At 39.2% G+C, this 18,908-nt stretch carries 12 protein-coding genes; 4 read left to right on the top strand and 8 right to left on the bottom strand.

Translation table 11 applies throughout. The annotated features are described in order from the left end of the window. The first annotated feature begins 7 nt into the window (after positions 1-7). The 3 genes from HMJ38_RS12505 to HMJ38_RS12515 all read left to right on the top strand — a co-directional run bounded on the left by HMJ38_RS12505 (position 8) and on the right by HMJ38_RS12515 (position 2,958). Positions 8-817, top strand: coding sequence for a hypothetical protein (locus HMJ38_RS12505; RefSeq protein ID WP_194974741.1), 810 nt, complete (start codon positions 8-10; stop codon positions 815-817). A gap of 18 nt (positions 818-835) precedes the next feature. Continuing rightward, on the top strand, positions 836-1,774 hold the full coding sequence (locus HMJ38_RS12510; RefSeq protein ID WP_194974742.1) for a DUF4097 family beta strand repeat-containing protein: 939 nt from the start codon (positions 836-838) through the stop codon (positions 1,772-1,774). 290 nt (positions 1,775-2,064) lie between these two features. After that, positions 2,065-2,958, top strand: coding sequence for a dienelactone hydrolase family protein (locus HMJ38_RS12515; RefSeq protein WP_194974743.1), 894 nt, complete (start codon positions 2,065-2,067; stop codon positions 2,956-2,958). A 164-nt stretch (positions 2,959-3,122) separates the two neighbouring features. On the opposite strand, the gene HMJ38_RS12520 is transcribed toward HMJ38_RS12515, so the two are convergent. From HMJ38_RS12520 to HMJ38_RS12535, 4 genes are all read right to left on the bottom strand, one after another. Then, a complete protein-coding gene (locus HMJ38_RS12520) occupies positions 3,123-3,830 on the bottom strand; it encodes an endonuclease/exonuclease/phosphatase family protein (protein WP_228780032.1) in 708 nt (235 codons plus the stop codon). Positions 3,831-4,029: 199 nt separating this feature from the next. Next, positions 4,030-4,488, bottom strand: a complete 459-nt coding sequence (locus HMJ38_RS12525; protein ID WP_194974744.1) for a CBS domain-containing protein — start codon at positions 4,486-4,488, stop codon at positions 4,030-4,032. Positions 4,489-4,749: 261 nt separating this feature from the next. Beyond that, positions 4,750-5,502, bottom strand: a complete 753-nt coding sequence (locus HMJ38_RS12530) for a copper homeostasis protein CutC (RefSeq protein WP_194974745.1) — start codon at positions 5,500-5,502, stop codon at positions 4,750-4,752. Positions 5,503-5,505: 3 nt separating this feature from the next. Continuing rightward, the gene (locus tag HMJ38_RS12535) at positions 5,506-6,489 is read right to left on the bottom strand and encodes an isoaspartyl peptidase/L-asparaginase family protein (protein WP_194974746.1); all 984 of its coding nucleotides are present in this window, start codon (positions 6,487-6,489) and stop codon (positions 5,506-5,508) included. Positions 6,490-7,031: 542 nt separating this feature from the next. Here HMJ38_RS12535 and HMJ38_RS12540 point away from each other — a divergent pair. After that, positions 7,032-7,793 (top strand): creatininase family protein, encoded by a 762-nt coding sequence (locus tag HMJ38_RS12540; RefSeq protein WP_194974747.1) that lies wholly within the window; start codon positions 7,032-7,034, stop codon positions 7,791-7,793. A 9-nt stretch (positions 7,794-7,802) separates the two neighbouring features. Here the strand turns inward: HMJ38_RS12540 and HMJ38_RS12545 are convergent, their stop codons facing one another. From HMJ38_RS12545 to HMJ38_RS12560, 4 genes are all read right to left on the bottom strand, one after another. Next, complete coding sequence (locus tag HMJ38_RS12545; protein ID WP_194974748.1) at positions 7,803-11,330, bottom strand: FG-GAP-like repeat-containing protein; 3,528 nt, start codon at positions 11,328-11,330, stop codon at positions 7,803-7,805. Between the two features lie 161 nt (positions 11,331-11,491). After that, positions 11,492-13,222 (bottom strand): RagB/SusD family nutrient uptake outer membrane protein, encoded by a 1,731-nt coding sequence (locus HMJ38_RS12550; RefSeq protein ID WP_194974749.1) that lies wholly within the window; start codon positions 13,220-13,222, stop codon positions 11,492-11,494. 47 nt (positions 13,223-13,269) lie between these two features. Beyond that, entirely contained in the window at positions 13,270-16,530 is a 3,261-nt protein-coding gene (locus HMJ38_RS12555; protein ID WP_194974750.1) for a SusC/RagA family TonB-linked outer membrane protein, read from the bottom strand. Positions 16,531-17,089: 559 nt separating this feature from the next. Further along, complete coding sequence (locus tag HMJ38_RS12560) at positions 17,090-18,877, bottom strand: tetratricopeptide repeat protein (protein ID WP_194974751.1); 1,788 nt, start codon at positions 18,875-18,877, stop codon at positions 17,090-17,092. Between the last annotated feature and the right edge of the window lie 31 nt (positions 18,878-18,908).

Here is an 18,908-nt window from a genome sequence, read left to right on the forward strand (position 1 = left end):
TACACCTATGAAAAAGACCACAATTATTTTGACCTTCCTTTTTCTTTCTACTTGTGCTTTCGCCCAGGTAGAAGATTCAGTGAAAATCGCAATGAACAAAAAGACAGTGTTTTCAATTTTTGACACCAAAATAGAGGTGCAGAAAAATGATGATGGTACAAAAACCTGGGAATTCATTCCTAACTCCAAAGTGTACTATGATAAGGATACAGAAAAACACTTCAATCGAAAAGTCAAACATAGTACCGGACTTGATCTGGAATTAGGAATAAACACATGGATCGGAGAGGGTGATGCCCCGGCTGTAAGGCCTTGGGGAAGCTGGAATCCTGCTATCAATGCCTATTACACCTACAAACCAAATAAAAATTTCAGTCTAAAAACAATGCTAGGGGTAAGCTGGTACAATTTTAAATTTGAAGACAGAAATCTTCAGGCCTTACGCGGTCCAGATGGTGTTTTTTTTGAGCGATTTGAGGATGGAGCAGGTATCAAGTCCAAGATTTCTGCTTCCTATGCAAACATCAGTTTGATCCCTACGATTCGGAGTAATAATGGAAAATTCAGATTTGGAATAGGTCCATATGCAGGCTTAAGATTGGGAGGCAGGGGAAAATTGGTATACCGCGATGATACTGGTAACCGCAGAAGACAATTTCAAATGGGGAATATGTTTGCCAATGACTTCAGGTATGGCGGCAGAGTCGAAATTGGTGTGGGTGATGTAGACCTATTTATGAATTACGATTTTAACGAAATGTTTCAAACTGACAAAGGTCCCAAAGTCAATACTTTAAGCTTTGGAATAATATTATAACAAACTCCAACAATTATTATGAAAACCAACATCAAATTCTTCTTAAGCATGCTACTATTTGTCATGGTAGCTTCAGCAAGCCAAAGTTTTGCTCAGTTGAAAACTTTGGTAGATGTCAACAGGACCTTTTCGGGTATCAGCAAAATTGAAGTATCGGGAGGTTCATTGGACATCGAATACCTTGGGAATTCAGAGAATGAAGTATCCGTAAATGCTTTTCTGGAATCCACTAACCATGATCAGGACATCGTCTTTGTCACCATGGGCAATGTTCTGAAAATATCACATAACGTGAACAACAACAGGTCAAGTTGGGGAAACGTCCGAACAAAAGGCCATATCAAAATCCGTGGGCCACAAAGTGTGGAGTTGGATATGAAGGCAGGTTCAGGTAGTGTCAATGTGGAAAATGTAACGGGAGACGTCACCAATCTCAGCGTTGGATCCGGAAGCATTATGGGTTCTAGCATTAATGGCGATATCTATGCAAAAGCAGGTTCAGGTTCCATCAAACTTTCGGACATCAAAGGAGACGTCAAAGGACAGATTGGTTCAGGTTCGGCGGAAATCAGAAGCGTATCAGGTTCTTTGAATTATAACTCTGGAAGCGGTGGCGTCAAAGCATCTGAGATTGAAGGTCTTGTCAATATCAGTCTTACATCTGGAAATGCAAAATTGGATAATGTCGCTGAATTGGGAGATCTCAAGTTGACCTCAGGTAATCTTGATGCCAGAAATGCTGGATTGGGACCCAATACCAGGCTTAATGGTACTTCGGGTAATTTTAAAATCCAGACAAGCTCAAATATCAGGGATTTCAATTATTCCATGAGCGCTACCTCCGGTAATATCACTGTAGGAAATTCAAGAGGCAGTAGAAACTTATCCATCGATAATGGTGCCTCTGACAGCATCAAAGGAAGTATTACCTCAGGCAATATATCAATCGTTAATTAATATTTTTAAATTGGCTAAGGCTGAAAAAGCACAAGCCAATTTAAAATATTAAAAGTGCTATTCAATAAGTTTGTATGCCAAACAATTCTTCTCTTGAGCCCAAAATCCCATAAACCTATCATTCCAAAAATGCCACAAGACCTCTAAGATTTAAATTTTAGAGGTCTTGTGTTTTTTAGCAAACAATCTTGCCTGATTTCCTCTTTTATATCCATTCCCCATTATTCAGTTAAATTTAATCTTGCAATTAGTTATATTCAGGATTGGAATTTTATCTAAGGAAAACAAATATGGAAAATAGACCAATTAAAAAAGAAGACTTAGATCAGGAAATTTTCGACATGTATGATTACTATGTCCATGGGAAAATCGATAGGCGTGAATTTGTCAATCGGCTTTCTGTGTATGCAGTGGGTGGTCTTACGGTTTCTGGCATCCTTTCATTTTTATTACCTAATTATGCTGAGGCCAAAAGATTTAAGTTGGAAGATCCACGGTTAATATCAGAATTTGTGGAATATGATTCTCCAAAAGGAGCTGGGAAAATGAGGGGATTACTAACCCGACCTGCAGATGCCAAAGGAAAGCTTCCAGGTATTCTGGTTGTGCATGAAAACCGAGGTCTCAATCCCTATGTAGAAGATACGGCGCACCAAGCGGCCTTGGATGGATTCATTGCTTTTGCCCCAGATGCGCTTAGTCCATTTGGAGGATATCCCGGAACAGATGATGAAGGAAGGGCCATGCAGGCAAAAAGAGACCGAAACGAAATATTGGAAGATTTCATAGCTGGATTTGAATTATTAAAGGCCAATGAACACTGTACAGGAAATATTGGTGTTGTGGGATTTTGCTTTGGCGCTTGGGTTTCTAATATGATGGCTGCCCGCGTACCTGATTTAAAAGCTTCTGTACCTTTCTATGGAGGACAGGTGAGTGCTGAAGATGCCGCAAAAATCAAAGCTCCATTGCAGTTGCATTATGCCGAACTTGATACCAGGGTGAATGCAGGATGGGCAGATTATGAAGCCGCATTGATCGCCAATAATAAAAAATATGAAGTATTTTTCTATGAAGGAGTCAATCATGGCTTTCATAACCATTCCACACCAAGGTACGACAAAGAAGCTGCCGAATTAGCTTGGGGAAGAACCATTGAGTTCTTCAAAAAGAATCTGACCTAGTAAAGATATTTTTCTCCCGCCGGTCAAGGAAACTTTGGTTTTTTTAAATAAAACCTTAAGAATTCAGCGATTTGCGGGAGTTTTTTTGAAAATTGAAGAACTGAAAAATACACAAAAATCAGATAGATAGGTTCTAAAAAAAAATCCATTCGGGAACAAAAGCATTACCACCTGATTTTGACTAACAGCGGTTTGTGGTCTGAATGCATTACATCCAAAACTTCCACCGAAACAATTTCCCAATCAATCTTTCTGTCGAACCAAAAATAGTCTATCCTGATTTTGGGTTCTTTGGAGGAATAGGTGTTTTCAGGATCTCCCATTTCCAATGCAGCATCTAAAAAATGCTCGCTTAGCAATTCATATCCTTTTTCCTTATGGGTAAAATTAAAGTCTCCTGTCAGAATAATCGGTAAGCCAATTGTTGAAAGGGTTTCCTCGGCAGCAATCGCCTGGGCTGTCCTGTTTTCGGAGAATTCATGACAGAGGTGTGTACCCGCAAAAATCAACTCTTTGTTCGTGAATTTCACTTTAGCGACAGCCATACTCCTTCCCTCTCCACCTTTAGGTGTGGGAAGTGAATAAGACTCAAATATGGCGGGATTTCTGCTTAGAATGCCCTCCCCATAACCTCCATCTGAATAATCAATTGCCTTAGCGAAAAAGGAATTCATTCCTGTCAGCTTTTCAAGTTCCAACATCAGGTTCTTTTTGCCATCAGGATTAAAATTCTTGGTGCGGTTGGTCATACTGTCTACTTCCTGAAGAGCCACCAAATCAGGCTTAATGGTATTGATCAGATCGGCAATCTCCCTGATGTTACTGTTGCCTGGGTTATAAGGGTCCTCTCCATGATAAATGTTATAAGTCATGAAGGTTAAAGTTTGATCCTGAGCTTTAAGTGGCATCATCAGAAAAATTGAAAACATCAGAAATACAATGATCAAAAGGTATCTGGGTATCATTCTTATTGGCGTTGTATTTTTTGTTTGAAAAGACAAAATAACAAAAACAAGAAAAAACCTTGGCGGATTTCTCCGCCAAGGTCAATAGGATTGAGATATAATACGTTTACCATGTAGTTTCCCTTAGTTTTGGAAATGCTCTGATGATGTCACTCAAACTGATCTGACCGACCAATCTATCGTCCTTCATTACAGGAAATCTTCGGATTTTATTATCCAGAAATTTTTGGGCAGCATCAAATAGAGATAAGTCAGGAGAAAGTGTCATTACATTTTTGGTCATATGTTCTTCTACTGTTCCCGGAAATGCAGGGGTGTTGGAATATTTACCTTTGATGATTTCTTTCAGACAATCTACTTCAGAGATAATTCCGACAAGATTCCCATCACTGTCCACCACCGGTGCACCTGAAATTTTCCTTTTGGTCAAGAGGTCCAAAACATGATCAATGGTGTCACTGGGACGAAAAGTGACAAGGTTGGTAGTCATGTGATCTTTTACTAAAATTGGTGCTGCGGTTTTTTTGGAATCAACCACTCTAACACCTTGAAAGCTTTTTACCATAACAAAATACATTTTTTTTGAGACGAATAATTTAACCCAAAAAAATCAGACATCAAAATCTGATTCTCAGAAAAAATAAATATGCCATATAAATGTTTAGGAAATCAACTTAATCCATCCTTTTGTCCAATTCAGGGAATAGAAGGTTTTGAATTACATTTTTTAGTCTGACTGAAAGAAGGAAAGTTTAAACGAAGGAGTTAAACCTAATTTCTGTTTTGCAATCTTAATCCTTTAATCTGAAAATCTCATAGCGTTGGTTTATTTGCTTTGATTGGGTGTGAATTCAGTCAAAAATTCAGTAACCAATGTCCTGTCTATTGTAAGGACCTGTTTGAAAGCATTGGGATCATTTGAAAGGGAAACAGAGGGGTGAGAATAATTACTTTCGGTTGGTCTAAATGTTTTACAGCTAGCATGGACTTCCTGAAGTTTTCTGGTATTGATGAGTTCGGAAATATGCGATGGTTTTAAGCCTCCTCCTGGCATGATAATGATTTGATTTGATGCCTGATCCAGCCATTTGAGGATGTTGGACATTCCTTTTGTAACATCATTTTCACCGCCTGAAGTCAATATTCTTTGAAAGCCACAGGAGATGATGTCCTCCATGGCTTTTTCTTTATCTCTGCTGATATCAAAAGCCCTATGGAAAGTACATGGTAAATCTTCCACGGCATACATCAGGTATTTGCAGGCCTCTTTGTCCACATGGCCATTTTTGTCCAATACCCCAAACACAAATCCATCTGCCCCATGAGATTTCAGTATAGCAATATCTTTCCTCATCACATACAATTCCTCCGGGGAATACACAAAATCACCTCCTCTTGGTCTGATCATTACAAAAACAGGAATCTGTACCTTTTCCTTCAAAAAAGACAATGCACCGGCACTGGGGGTCTCGCCGCCTTCACCAAAATCCGAACAGAGTTCCAATCTGTCGATCCCGAATTTCGCTGCTTTCAATCCCGCTTCAATCGTAAAGACGGGAGCTTCCAATAAAATAGACATATTTTAAAATTTACTTTTTGAGTCGATCAGATCTTTCCCATTGCTATGGTGTCTGGCAAAGTTAAAACCAGGATGAACTGCATAAGCACCATACTCCCCATCTTTATTAATAGCAAGAAAACCAGCTTGAATATCCTCAATGCCCTTATTTTTGGCAATCAACCTTTTCACTGCCTCTTCACAGGCTTCTTGTGGAGTTCTACCCTGACGCATCAATTCCACGATCAGAAAACTCCCACAGATCCTGATGATTGATTCTCCTAAACCTGTAGCTGTAGCCGCTCCTACCTCATCATCAACAAACAGACCTGCCCCAATAATCGGGCTATCTCCCACCCTTCCATGCATCTTATAGGCTAGACCTGAAGTGGTACAAGACCCGGCCAATTTGCCATCGGCACCTAAAGCAATCATACCGATTGTATCATGGTTTTCAATATTAATGATGGGTTTATACAAAGAAGTTTTTTTCCACTCCTGATACAGTTCATCGGCTTTGGGACTCAATTTTTCTGATTCCAGAGGAAAACCCTGCGCAATAGCAAATTGCCTTGCACCTTCCCCGGCCAACATGACATGTGGCGTTTCATCCATCACTTTCCTTGCCAATGATATGGGATGCTTTATTTGTCTGACAAATGCCACAGTCCCACAAGAACCATCACCTTTCATAATGGACGCATCCAAGGTGGGTATTCCTTCTCGATCCGGCAAACCCTGAAGTCCCACAGAAAGATTATTCATATCCAATTCAGTCACTTTCACCCCTTCTTCCACCGCATCAATCAGACTGCCAGTTTCCATCATGACTTCCCATGCCCTGTCATTTGCAGGCATGCCATGGTTCCAGGTTGAGAGAATCAGTGGTTTGAATTTCTCATTGCTGTTTTTTTGAACAGGATTGGCGCAGGATTCCAATATTCCACCAGGCAAAAGTAAAGTTGAGGAAAGAAGTGTTTTTTTTATAAATGATCTCCGATCAGACATGTTGATTTTTTTGAGCTGAAACATAAAATTAATTCAGGAATAAAGATTCAAAAAAATTCGCATAAATATATTTGGCATCGTTGATTTTTTTGAGGAAGTTAGGGATGTGATGGATGAGGATGAATTTATCAGATGACAGATGACCGATGTCTGGTTTAAGATCTAAACCATCGAAATTGGCCGTCATTCTGAACGAGCATAGTAAAAGTCTGAAATTAATATGAACTAACCAGCGAAGTGAAGAATCTCTTGAGGAACAGGGAAAGGATGAATATAGCAAGAAACAGTTCAAAGTCCGAAATACATCCTTCATACTGAAAGAGCCTAGTAAAACTTTGAAACAAAAAAACGTCCTTTTGCAAAGTGAAAGCCTGCCCCACAGAATTTCGAAGACTCTCTAGCCGGAAAAATTGACCCCATTTTGATAGATTCTTATGTCTTGACTCTTGGCTTCCCGATATTCGGGACAGGCATTGGTTCTTGGCTCTTGTTTCTTGACTCTCGCATCTCGCTTCTAATCTCTCGCTTCTAAAAAAACCAACATGCGACCATACATACTTGCAGAAAATAACTGGAAAAACTTAAAGGATTTTAGATTTGAATTGGCGGTTTTACCTTGGGGTGCCACAGAGGCACATAATTACCACATGCCTTATGGTACTGATATATTTGAAGCAGACGCTGTGGCAGCAGGAGCGGGTAAATATGCTTGGGAAAAAGGTGCAAAAGTTGTCATTCTACCCACGATTCCATTTGGGGTAAACACGGGACAGAGTGATATCTATCTGGATATCAATATGAACCCAAGTACCCAAATGGCTATCCTCAAAGATATTCTGACTGTATTGGACAGACAGGGAATCAAGAAGTTTCTGATCGTGAACAGTCACGGTGGCAATGATTTCAAAACGATGTTAAGGGAATTGGGATTAATTTTTCCTGAAATGATGTTGATGACCTGTAACTGGTTTCAGGCATTGGACAAAACCAAGTATTTTGAAATTGAAGGAGATCATGCCGATGAAATGGAAAGCAGTTTGATCTTACACCTTCACCCTGAATTAGTGTCGCCACTGGAAGAGGCCGGAGAAGGGAAAGAGAAAATATCCGTGATTCCGGGTTTGAGGGAAAAATGGGCCTGGGCTGAAAGAAAGTGGTCGCAGGTCACAGAAGATACAGGAATCGGAAATCCTAAAAAAGCAACTTCTGAGAAGGGAAAGCGGTATTTTGAAGATATATGTGAGAAGGTGGGGAAATTGATGGTGGATATTTGTGAGGCGGATGCTAGGGAGTTATACAAGTGAAACCAAACTTCAAAATTTCAGATCCAAGAGATTCCCCTTGTAATCCACTCCTTTCAATGAGACTGCGTTTTCAGGAATTGTGATAGATTTACCAGAATTGGAATAAAATCCAGATCTATTGAAAATTTCGATCTTTTGGGTTCTACCATTTTCAAACTCAATTAATACCGTGTGAATCCCATTTGGTGGTATGATGGAGCTATTTTCGTTCTGAGTTACAGTTTGATGTGCCAATAGTTCCCCCCTATTTTGAGTGGATAAGTATAAGGGCTTGCCATCAACTTCCGTTAATATTGCCATGGATTTCGCATCACCGGGAACAACAAACCCACTTTCATGGGAGCGCACCGCTTCAAATCCACCTTTGCCGTCACCCAACAGCAATAGACCGTTAAAAGCATCATACCTACCTGAGAAAACTTCATTGCCATAATCATTGCCAATCATTAAAACATCCAAATTGCCGTCTCCATTTATATCATCTACTACCATACCATTTACCGGAGCAAATTGTGCCAAGATGGGCAATTCTTGGATTTTGAATTTTCCATTTCCCAAGTTTTCCAAATAACTTGTTCGGTCATAATTCCCCTTCAACACCAAAGCTCCTTCCAATTCTTCCTCAGTAAAAAAATCGCCCTCTGTAATCCGGGCATACTCTTTATACCAGTCAAACTTTCTCCTGAATAATGTACTCTGTCCGTACAAGTCATCCCAAAAATGCACAGGTACGGATATATAGCCTCCACCCATTTCTGATTTGAAATAAGAAAATACCACAGGGTCTGTACTTCTGTTGCCATCAAAATCCTTCCCATAAACGGTCACAGGCCTGATTTCACTGGCATGGTAATAGTTATTTGCTCCAAGATTACCAACTACATAGTCCATCATACCATCTGAGTTGAAATCTCCAGCAACAATGCTGTTCCACCAGCCAAAATGATTTTGTACCCCGGTTTCGGTGAAAGACTCAAATCCAGCGCCATTGTTCCTGAAAAAGGAAATAGGCATCAATTCCCCAACCACTACCAAATCCACCAAGCCATCCCCGTCAAAATCTGTCCAAATGGCATCGGTTACCATACCCACATTTCGCAATTCAGGAGCGAGCTGATCGGTTACATCAACCAGTTTGCCCTGCTTGTTCATTAACAGAAAAGACATATCAGGAAACGGAAATTGTCCAATAGGACTACGCCCTCCAACGAAAAGGTCCATGTAACCATCTCCATTAAAATCTGCTGCTCTTACGACAGAACCACTGGCTTTTATTGAATCCAAGGCTTCCAATGATCTTGTGAAATTTCCTTTCCCATCATTTATGTAAACTCTGTCTAAATACTCCGCTGCATCCGGGACAAATTCAGAACTACCAGAAACCATATAAAGGTCAAGGTCCCCATCCCCATCAAGATCAAATAGTACCATTCCCATTTCCTCATACTTTCGGTCTTCCCCTTCTTGGAACATCTCTATTTCAGTAAAAATCCCATCAGCATGTTGAATAAAAATACTGGGAGAATATCCAGCGGCACTACCAACAATAAAATCTTCCGTTCCATCTCCATTAATGTCACCCACAACCAAACTTGGACCAAATTGCGTTAACTTATGGGGAATGGTCCGCTGAACGTTATAATCAATCTTATCATCTTCCTGATGGACGAAATCTAAACCTTTTTCTGCTGTGACCTTCTTAAGCAACTGATCAACCTTTTTGGGTGTGAAAGGAAAATCAAGTCCTTTCAAATCAGCTGAGCTAGCCTTTTGATGCTCTAATTCCAATACTTGATTCGCCGCTATCGATTTAAAAACCTGATATTTACCATCTTGCCAGTAAATTTCCAAAGATGAAATATTTTCTCTTTCTCCAAGTCCGAAATGAACCACATCTTCTACAGCAGACATATATCCTCTTGAAAGATGCTGCTCGTGATAAAGAAACGTACCGTCCTCAAAGCGTAAAACCAACTTGGCTCCAATTCCCATAGGATTACTGCTACTACCCTTTAATTTGACACGAAAAAAATTAGGCTTTGTCTTTTGTTGATTGGTTTTGTTTTCAAAAACAAAAGCAGGATCATTGATATTGTTGACTACGTAATCGAGATCACCATCCCCATCCAGGTCTACGAAGACAGCACCATTGGAAAAAGAAGCCTGATTCAAACCCCAGGATTTACCTACATCTTCAAAGGTCCAATCTCCCATATTTTTGAATGAGTAATTTGGGATTTTGACAATTGGAATTGAATCAAGAAGCTGCCGTACAGAGGCAACACTACCAACATCTGCTCTATAATTGGCAAAATCTTTATCTGTAATGTCTCTTGGAAAACCATTGGTAATCAACAAATCCCTCTGTCCGTCATTATCCATGTCAACAAAAAGCGGCGACCAGGACCAATCAGTTTGATAAACACCTGCCATAAACCCAATCTCACTAAAAGGGACCCCTGGCCCATTTCCTAAATGAAGCATGTTACGTACATGTTGGTACTCATAGTCCCATTCTTCATTATTGATATATTTTTGATAGGAATTTTTCGCAATGGTGGTTTTCTTCCTGAAATTCGTTTCTCCCAACATATCCAAAGTAATGATGTCCAGATAGCCATCGTTGTTATAATCAGCAATATCTGATCCCATAGAAAACATACTCTGATGCCGGATATAGGCCCGGGTTTGGTTGGAAAAAGTCCCGTCCTGATTGTTGATGTACAATATATCATTAGGCATATAGTCATTGCTGATATACATATCCAACCAACCATCTTGATTGATATCCGCAACAGCAATTCCCAATCCAAATCCCTCAATGGTTATCCCTGCATCTAAAGTCACATCGGAAAAAGTTCCATTTCCATTGTTCCTATAAAGTCTATCATTATTGATGGCTGAACCATCCGTAATTTTTTCTCTAAAATTGGACGGTACTCCTTTTACCTGTTCATTATTTAAAACATATAGATCCAAAAATCCATCATTGTCATAGTCAAAAAAAGTAGCCATCATGCTGTTTCCAGCCTCTGCAATTCCATACTCGGATGCCAATTCTTTAAAAGTGGGCTTACCATCTGCATCCAAACCCTGATTAACAAAGAGCATATTGGCTCTTCTTTCTTTATCCGGGAACATGGCTGCACAAACATAAATGTCCAACCAGCCATCCCCATTGATGTCAACAACAGTTACACCTGTACTCCATCGCTCAGGTGCTGTGGTACCAGAGTGCTCTGAAATGTCTTCGAATTGGAAATTACCTTTATTTAAATAAAGCGCATTGGGAACTTGGCTTCCTGTGAAATACAGGTCAGGAAGTCCATCATTGTTAAAATCTCCTACTGCTACTCCTCCCCCATTAAAGATATATTCATCTGTAAGAATGTTAAAAGTATCTGATTCAACAATTCTGTTATTGAATTCAATTCCTGTTGATTTTGCAGTTCTCAATTCAAAAAGCGTATCAGCTTCCTTGGTGCAGGATAATAAAACAAGCAAGAACAAACTGAATGGTATCAAAATATTTCTCATGCGGCATTTGTGGGTTGATTCCAGCGATTAGAGATTTCAAATTAAAGCTAAATAGCCTTTATCTAAATTGATTTCCAAAGAATTTTTAAAAACAGTATAAAAAATCAAAGAGATGACCAAAAGCCATCTCTTTAAAATTGATTATAAATCGGTAAGTCAAATTAATACCCAGGGTTTTGAACCAACTTGTCTGATCCCATCAAATCGACTTGATTTTGTGGTAGTGGAAGCAATTCATCTCTTCCAGGCGTGAAACTTGAACCGCCCAAAGCTGCTTGAAGTAATTGACCATCGTGAGCAAAGTATCTATCCAATTCTTGCTTAGCAATCCCCCAACGAACTAAATCATAAAATCTATGACCTTCCATACCCAATTCCAACTTTCTTTCGAATCGAACGGCATCACGTGCCAAATTGGCATCTGTCCAAGGAGTATTGTATAAGGAGACCTCATAGTTAGCAGCGGAGTTACCATTATCTCTTACGAGATCAGAATTCTGTGCACGCTCTCTGACCAAATTGGTATATTCTCTCGCTTTTTCTAGATTGCCTAGCTCCACTTCTGCTTCCGCTGCCATCAAAAGGACATCTGCAAAGCGTATGATCATAAAGTTGATACCTGTGTAGCCCGGTGTCCATGAAGAGTTATCTTGGAAAGATCCCTGTTCGGACCGCTTATACACATATTTTTTAGGAGAAAAAGGACCACCATTAGGTTGGTTACGAATCCAAGCCTCACCTGGGTGATCTATCCAATCTAAATAAGGAATACCTCTTCTACCAACAGTATGGTCTAATCTAGGATCTAAGGTGCCTTGATCTGGTGTATGCGCTTCTGCGGAAGTCACACCTTGATCATTAGCAACGCGATTTGCTGGCTGGTTAAAGGAATTATCCAATAAAGGAAGCCCATTAGTAGTTCTGAAAGAATTCACAAATGAAAAGCTTGGTTGAAAGAATCCACAGCAGTTACCTGGACCATTAGGACCAGTATTGTAAGGGAAATTTAAATCAAACTCAGGATTTGCATTATTCACCGAACCGGTACCCGCGGCGGACTGGTATGCCCAAATAGACTCCTGATGGTTATCATTAGCTCCTCGGAACATATCCTCATAATACGGTACAAGTCCATACTTTAGACCGTTGCTTGTTACACCATTTACTATGATATCATCAAATAACTGCTTTGCACCTGCAAAATCTTTTGCATACATCAACGTTTTTGCAAGGTAGCTTTTAGCCGCCCATGAATTAACACGCCCTACTTGTGGTTGTGTAGGAGGAAGATTATCCGCGGCGAATGTAAACTCTCGAATGATGTAAGGAAGAACATCCTGATCATTTGCCAAATCTTCTAAGCCAGCTCCATAATCGATGTCTTTTTCTATGATGGGAACTTTATTAAAATTTCTCCACAATTGAAAATAATAATGACCTTTAAGAAATCGTGCCTGAGCTTCAATATCTAATGCTTGAGCATCAGTAACTCCTGCATCTCTAGAGTCCAATAATCGCAACACGTTATTAGATCGTGCAATTCCTTCATATAAACCATTCCAATTTTCTTCAAGTATTGATACAGTAGGATCAGTATCGAAACGTTGAATAGGATTTATGGTATTGAAGTCACCAGGGTCTGTACCTTTATTGGCATCCCCACCGCGGATGCTACCCCATACCCAATTGGAAGGAGAAGCTAATCTTTGATTCCGTCCATTCACTTGCGAATAGGCTGCAATAAGAGCTGCATTCAATCCATCAAGTGATCTAAGCTGAGCTTCTGAAAGCTGACCTACTACGGGTACCTCCAGAAAATCATCACAACTAGTCGCAAACAACATCAATCCTGCTGCAAGTGTAGCTGCTATTTGAAATTTAAATCTTTTCATAATTAAATTAACTTTATAAAATAACAATTGTTTATTTTCCTATCGGATTAGAATGAAAGATTCACTCCGAATGTATAACCTCTTGTCACAGGGTAGTTACCTACGTCTATTCCAAAAGCCAAATCCACATTACCACCTACCATAGGATCAAGACCATCGTAACCAGTCAATGTCCAAAGGTTGTTAGCAGATGCAAATACTCTTAATCTCTCAAGCTTCCATCTTTGTAGCAAACTGTTTGGCATAGTATAACCCAAAGTCAAGTTTTGAAGTCTTAAATAAGATCCATCTACTACATAATAGCTATTTCCTGCGGTTGATGTACTGATGTTTGCCGTTTTGTCAGCTACTGGCACCGTTGCATTGGGGTTTTCTGGAGTCCAGGAGTCCAATAAGCGTTCTGAAATTGCAGCTCCTTCAAAGGTTTGGAAGAAGTCAGTAAACCATCTCCATTGCGCCCAAATTTTATTTCCCGCAGTTCCATAAAAATAAGCAGATAAATCAAAGTTTTTATATCCAACTGTGAAATTCATACCTCCAGAGAATTTTGGTACAGGAGAACCCAAATAGGTTCTGTCATCCGGAGTAATTACCCCATCTCCATTAACATCTCTGTATTTGAATCGACCGGGAGCAGCGCCATCTTGTGCAGGATGGTTTGAAACGTCTTCATCAGACTGGAATAGACCATCTACTTGATATCCAAAGAATGCAGATAAAGGTAAACCCACTTGGTTACGTATTGGCTGGATTCCTCTGAATCCTGGGTTGCCAGCTCCCGAAGTAAGAAAATCAATACCTGGCGCAAAGGATACAATTTCGTTTTTGAGGAAACCACCATTTACTTGTAGCTCATAAGTCCAACCTCTTGCAAGATTACCTCTTGTAGCCACTAAGATATCAATACCTTGATTTCTCATTTGACCAATATTTACCGCCGGTGCAGCAGCATTAAAGCCTGCTATGGAAGGGATTGGCACTTGAAATAACAAATCCTTAGTATCTTTTCTCCAGAAATCCACAATCACATCCAGACGTCCTCCAAAGGCACTACCATCAAAACCAATGTTGGTTGTTTCTGCAGTTTCCCATTGGGCATTTGGATTACCTATTCTTGATCTTCTAAATCCAATGACAGCAGAGCTATTTGTTCCTGCTATATCATAAGATGAAGCACCAATATTTCCCCCAAATAGCGAGAATTGGTTATTTGGGTCAACATTGTTGGAATTACCCATTTGTCCCCAACCACCTCTGATTTTCAAGTCATCTAACCATGTTGAGTTTGCCAAAAACCCTTCAGATGAAAGTCTCCAAGCAGCAGAAACTGCAGGAAAAACACCAAATCGTGTATTGGCTCCAAAACGAGATGAACCATCGCGTCTAATCACTCCACTAAATAAGTATTTATCATTATAAGTATAATTAATACGGCTAAAGTAAGAGAAGAAATTAACTCCAAGGAACTGTCCTGAGTTTACCTGACGGGTAGGTACTGGTAAGTTTGAGATGGTTATAAAATTAGGGTCAGTAGAGAAAGGGTTTTGACCTAAGCCATTCATGTTTCTTCCTGCACCTGTATTTAAAGCCTCTTGACCAACTAAAACATCAAATGCATGCCTATCAAATGTTTTTTTCCATTGTGCGGTATTTGTAAAAGTCCAACTCAACGAATACCCAGAAAACTCATTGTAACCAAAAGCAGAGTTATTTTCAGAGTTTTCATATTGCAAACGGCTGTAGCCAACACCGTAGAAGTTGTTATACTGACCACCTATTGAAGAACGTAAAGTAACATTCTCAATTGGATCAAATTCAACGTAGACGTTACCAAAAGCATTAGCATTAAAGTTTCTATTGTCTACCTGACCTTCTCTGTTGGCAAGTGGGCTTCTCGGATTGTTGAACCCACGTGCAGCAGTACCAGCATAACCACCAAATTCATCTCTTAATGGAATCATAGAAGGCATTCGGAACGCTTGCAAGATATCATTTTCATCCTGGGCTACGCGCTGACCTCCTCCACCACCGGTCTGACCCAATACCTGTCGGTAGGTTGCCTGAAAGTTTTGGCCAATTCTTACTTTGGAACCAAGATCATGCTCGGAGTTTGCTCTAAGTGATATTCTTCGGAAATCATTATTAAGTAGAATACCTGCCTGATCCTGAATTCCCAATCCAAAATAAAATCTACTTGAGCCGTTTCCGCCCGAAAAGCCCATTGAATGTCTGGAAATTGGAGCCCTTCTTGTTATGGCATCATACCAATCTGTACCATCGCCTGTAGCAGCACGAACTAATTGGTGAATGCCTCCTTGACGCGGGTCAATGTTGTACAATTCTCTTTGTCGTTCTAATTCGGCTGGGCCAAGTGGTCCAGCTACACCTGCTTGACCTCCAACATTGATATAATAAGGCAATACAGGCTGTGGACCAGTACCAAGTTGTGGGTGACCATAATTAGGTGCTCTACCGTCAATTCTTGCTTGGTTTTTTTCAGCTAACCAAGTGATATCCGCATATTGCTGGGGATTCGTCATCGCCAATCCATTTCCAGGATCTGTGAATCCCATCATACCATTATAGTCAAAGCGCAATTTCTGAGCCCGCTTATTTCCACGTTTTGTTGTATAGATAATTACACCGTTGGCGGCACGAGCACCATAAATTGAAGCTGAAGCTGCATCTTTTAATACAGTAACAGACTCGATATCATCAGGATTTAAGAAATCTGTTTGATCCACAGGAACTCCATCCACTATATAAAGTGGCTGGTTACCTCCAAAAGCACCGAATCCTCGCACCCTGATTTGAGATTGGGTACCTGGCTGACCATTGGTAACAACTGTAACACCAGCAATCCTACCTTGAAGGGTCTGCTCGACGTTACCTGTAGGAATTACCTGGATATCTCTCGGATTTACTGTCGAAATTGCACCGGTAGTTTCCCTACGACTATCAATGGTATAACCAGTCACGATAAGCTCTGTCAACTGCGTGTCATCTACAGTCATTTGAACAACAATGTTAGAACGAGTTCCAAGAACCTGCTCTATGGTTCTATAACCGATAAAGGAAAACACCAAAACACTTTGATCGCTAGGTACATTGAGGGAAAAATTTCCTTCAATATCTGTTGCCGTTCCTGTTGTGGTCCCTTTTACCAAGACAGTGACTCCAGGAAGACCTTCCCCGAATTCATCGAGAATAGATCCCGTTACAGCCTTTTGTGCCAGCGCTGTAACGCTGGTAAGCGCTAAGAGTACAATAAACACACTTAGACATTTGTAAAGTTTTTTCATAAACATAGATTGATTGGGTAATAATTATTAATCGATTTATTGTTGCAACATTTATTTTTTTTGATGCAAACGATTGCAAAGTTTATTAAAATAATTGCAATAGCTTCTTTAGAATTTTGATAAATTCATCTCTATTGCGGATTATACCTTGACAGATAACCTGTCGAAACTTCATTTTGTATCGAAACACAAAATGCCAAATTATTAAACTACTGTGATTTTTTTACTTATTAAAAAATTAAGTGTTGTTCATAGGCGAAGAGATTTTGGGTTAATGTAATTGAAAATTTTGAGTAAATCCTTGAATAATTCAATGGAATTAAATTTGGTTTTCAAACTGTGAAATGCTTTGATTATAATCTAAATTCATTTTACAACGACTAATATAATAAATCATAAACTATACAAAAACTTTTTGTTAAAAATCATTAAATAAAATTCAAATTAACAAGTACTAAAGATGCAGCTTTAATACAAACGGCAATTATTACTTATGAGCGAAACATTCAATTGAAGAAATAAATTGTTTCAAAATTAAATCGCGTCGTTTTTAGAAAGTATAACCTTATCGAAAAATTTCAATAAGTTCTTTGGTACCAATGAAGGGTTTGAAGTTAATATCTCTAAAAGCTTTTTCTTTAAGGAATTCGCTTCTCTCCACTGCTTTTGAAAGATTCTCTTTTAATGCTTCTATATCCTCTGAATAAGATGCTACTAAAGCTAATCCATAAAACCCGTATCCTGATTCGCGGTTTATCTGCACACATTCTTCGAATGATTCCAAAGCCAATCTATAATCTTCAGATAAAAAATAAGCCAAACCTTTATTAAAAAGATTCTCTTCATTTTCAGTCGCTCTATTCAATCTGATAGTTGCCAACTTATAATCACCATTGATAATATCCAAAGCGCCACGAATACCTTCATTATATATTAAAAATGCATCTGTTTCATTTTTCTCCAAGGCTGAAGCCTCAGAGATTGAGATATACGCATCAAAATAATCTCCCCTCAATAAATACGCTCTTCCAATATTATGGAGAGAAACTGAAGTGGTTTTAATCCTATTGGCCTGCCGGAACATATTCATGGATTTAGTGATCAGGACATTTTTTGCTCTTAAATCAAGTTCTCGCTGCGCCTGATTCAAATAGACCACTCCCAAGTTATTAAAGGCTAATTCTGAAGGATACATTTCAGTTAGTTTAAAAAAAATCGCTTCTTTCTCATCAAGTTTTTTCGCTGTTTGACCAGCAAAAATCAAATGGTCTTGATTAAAGCCTGCCAATGGCTTTTCCTCCTGTAACAATGCATAAACACTTGCTGCGATTTCAATATCATTGAACCTTGTATCTTCCAAGACCAGAGATATTTTTGCAGAACTGAGTTTTGGGAAAAGATCTCTTGATATTTTTCTGAAAGCAGGCAATCTCTGTAATTCCCCCTTTTGGCTGAAATAGTCACTTTCGTTCAAAAGGATAGTATAAACTTCTTCTTTCTCAGTCTGTTTGATGCCCTCATAATCACTCAAAAGCAATCTTAGGTCAAACCAATCATTGCTCCTGTATTCAGTTTCAATCTCTATTCCTTTTAGTCCCCTATTTTCTTTAAGATATTCTGAAATAAACTCAGCCCTTTTTTGGGCAAGTCCTTGGATATTATCTCTGGAATCCGGTGAGATTAAACCTGTCACTATGATTCGGTCAATTTTTTTCCCTGATTCGCCCAAAAGAAGAAAATCCCTTATGGGAAGAGGTAAAACTGGGGCCATCCTCTCAGCATTCCCTGGTTGAAAAGCAACAGTAAACTCTCTTGTTTCCAAGGTATTGCTTTCCGAAAAAAATTTCTCCAAATAAATCCCAATATCCGGAATGGGTTGGTCTTGAATTATTTGTCCTATTCTTGTCAAAAGCGGAGATGTTTCCAATCCTTCTGCCAATACTTTTGTGGGAGATTGAAAAACATTATTTCTTCTTTCAACCAAACCCTTCATAATTAAAGTACCCTGATCCATTCCTGGCAAATAAGGAAAAATATATTGCTCATCTACTTTAGCTGCCACAAGACTTTTGGTGAAAGCTCCGTCATAAGGAACAATTTCCCCTAATCTCAAAGCACCTTCACCATATATATATTCAGGGAATAGGGTGATTTTTGTATCTTTGTTCAACAATTCCAATGGAATAGCACCTTCAATCCTAAAACGGACTGAATCCCTGTGAAGCGCTAAAACCTCTGGTTTGGCATTTATCCCATTTAAAAGACTGTCATATTTACCTATTTTCGGACTGCACGAGCCTGCCAATACGATAAAAATAATAAAGAGCAAAGATTTTATGGACAATTTAAACATTTGGCATTCAATTAGATTATTGAAAATTAAT

The organism is Aquiflexum lacus (assembly GCF_015476655.1).
Lineage (GTDB): Bacteria > Bacteroidota > Bacteroidia > Cytophagales > Cyclobacteriaceae > Aquiflexum > Aquiflexum lacus.

Excerpts from the sequence above, each read along its gene's own strand:
- HMJ38_RS12505 (WP_194974741.1), top strand. The coding sequence starts at position 8 with ATGAAAAAGACCACAATTATTTTGACCTTCCTTTTTCTTTCTACTTGT.
- HMJ38_RS12510 (WP_194974742.1), top strand. The coding sequence starts at position 836 with ATGAAAACCAACATCAAATTCTTCTTAAGCATGCTACTATTTGTCATG.
- HMJ38_RS12515 (WP_194974743.1), top strand. The coding sequence starts at position 2,065 with ATGGAAAATAGACCAATTAAAAAAGAAGACTTAGATCAGGAAATTTTC.
- HMJ38_RS12520 (WP_228780032.1), bottom strand. The coding sequence starts at position 3,830 with ATGACTTATAACATTTATCATGGAGAGGACCCTTATAACCCAGGCAAC.
- HMJ38_RS12525 (WP_194974744.1), bottom strand. The coding sequence starts at position 4,488 with ATGGTAAAAAGCTTTCAAGGTGTTAGAGTGGTTGATTCCAAAAAAACC.
- HMJ38_RS12530 (WP_194974745.1), bottom strand. The coding sequence starts at position 5,502 with ATGTCTATTTTATTGGAAGCTCCCGTCTTTACGATTGAAGCGGGATTG.
- HMJ38_RS12535 (WP_194974746.1), bottom strand. The coding sequence starts at position 6,489 with ATGTCTGATCGGAGATCATTTATAAAAAAAACACTTCTTTCCTCAACT.
- HMJ38_RS12540 (WP_194974747.1), top strand. The coding sequence starts at position 7,032 with ATGCGACCATACATACTTGCAGAAAATAACTGGAAAAACTTAAAGGAT.
- HMJ38_RS12545 (WP_194974748.1), bottom strand. The coding sequence starts at position 11,330 with ATGAGAAATATTTTGATACCATTCAGTTTGTTCTTGCTTGTTTTATTA.
- HMJ38_RS12550 (WP_194974749.1), bottom strand. The coding sequence starts at position 13,222 with ATGAAAAGATTTAAATTTCAAATAGCAGCTACACTTGCAGCAGGATTG.
- HMJ38_RS12555 (WP_194974750.1), bottom strand. The coding sequence starts at position 16,530 with ATGTTTATGAAAAAACTTTACAAATGTCTAAGTGTGTTTATTGTACTC.
- HMJ38_RS12560 (WP_194974751.1), bottom strand. The coding sequence starts at position 18,877 with ATGTTTAAATTGTCCATAAAATCTTTGCTCTTTATTATTTTTATCGTA.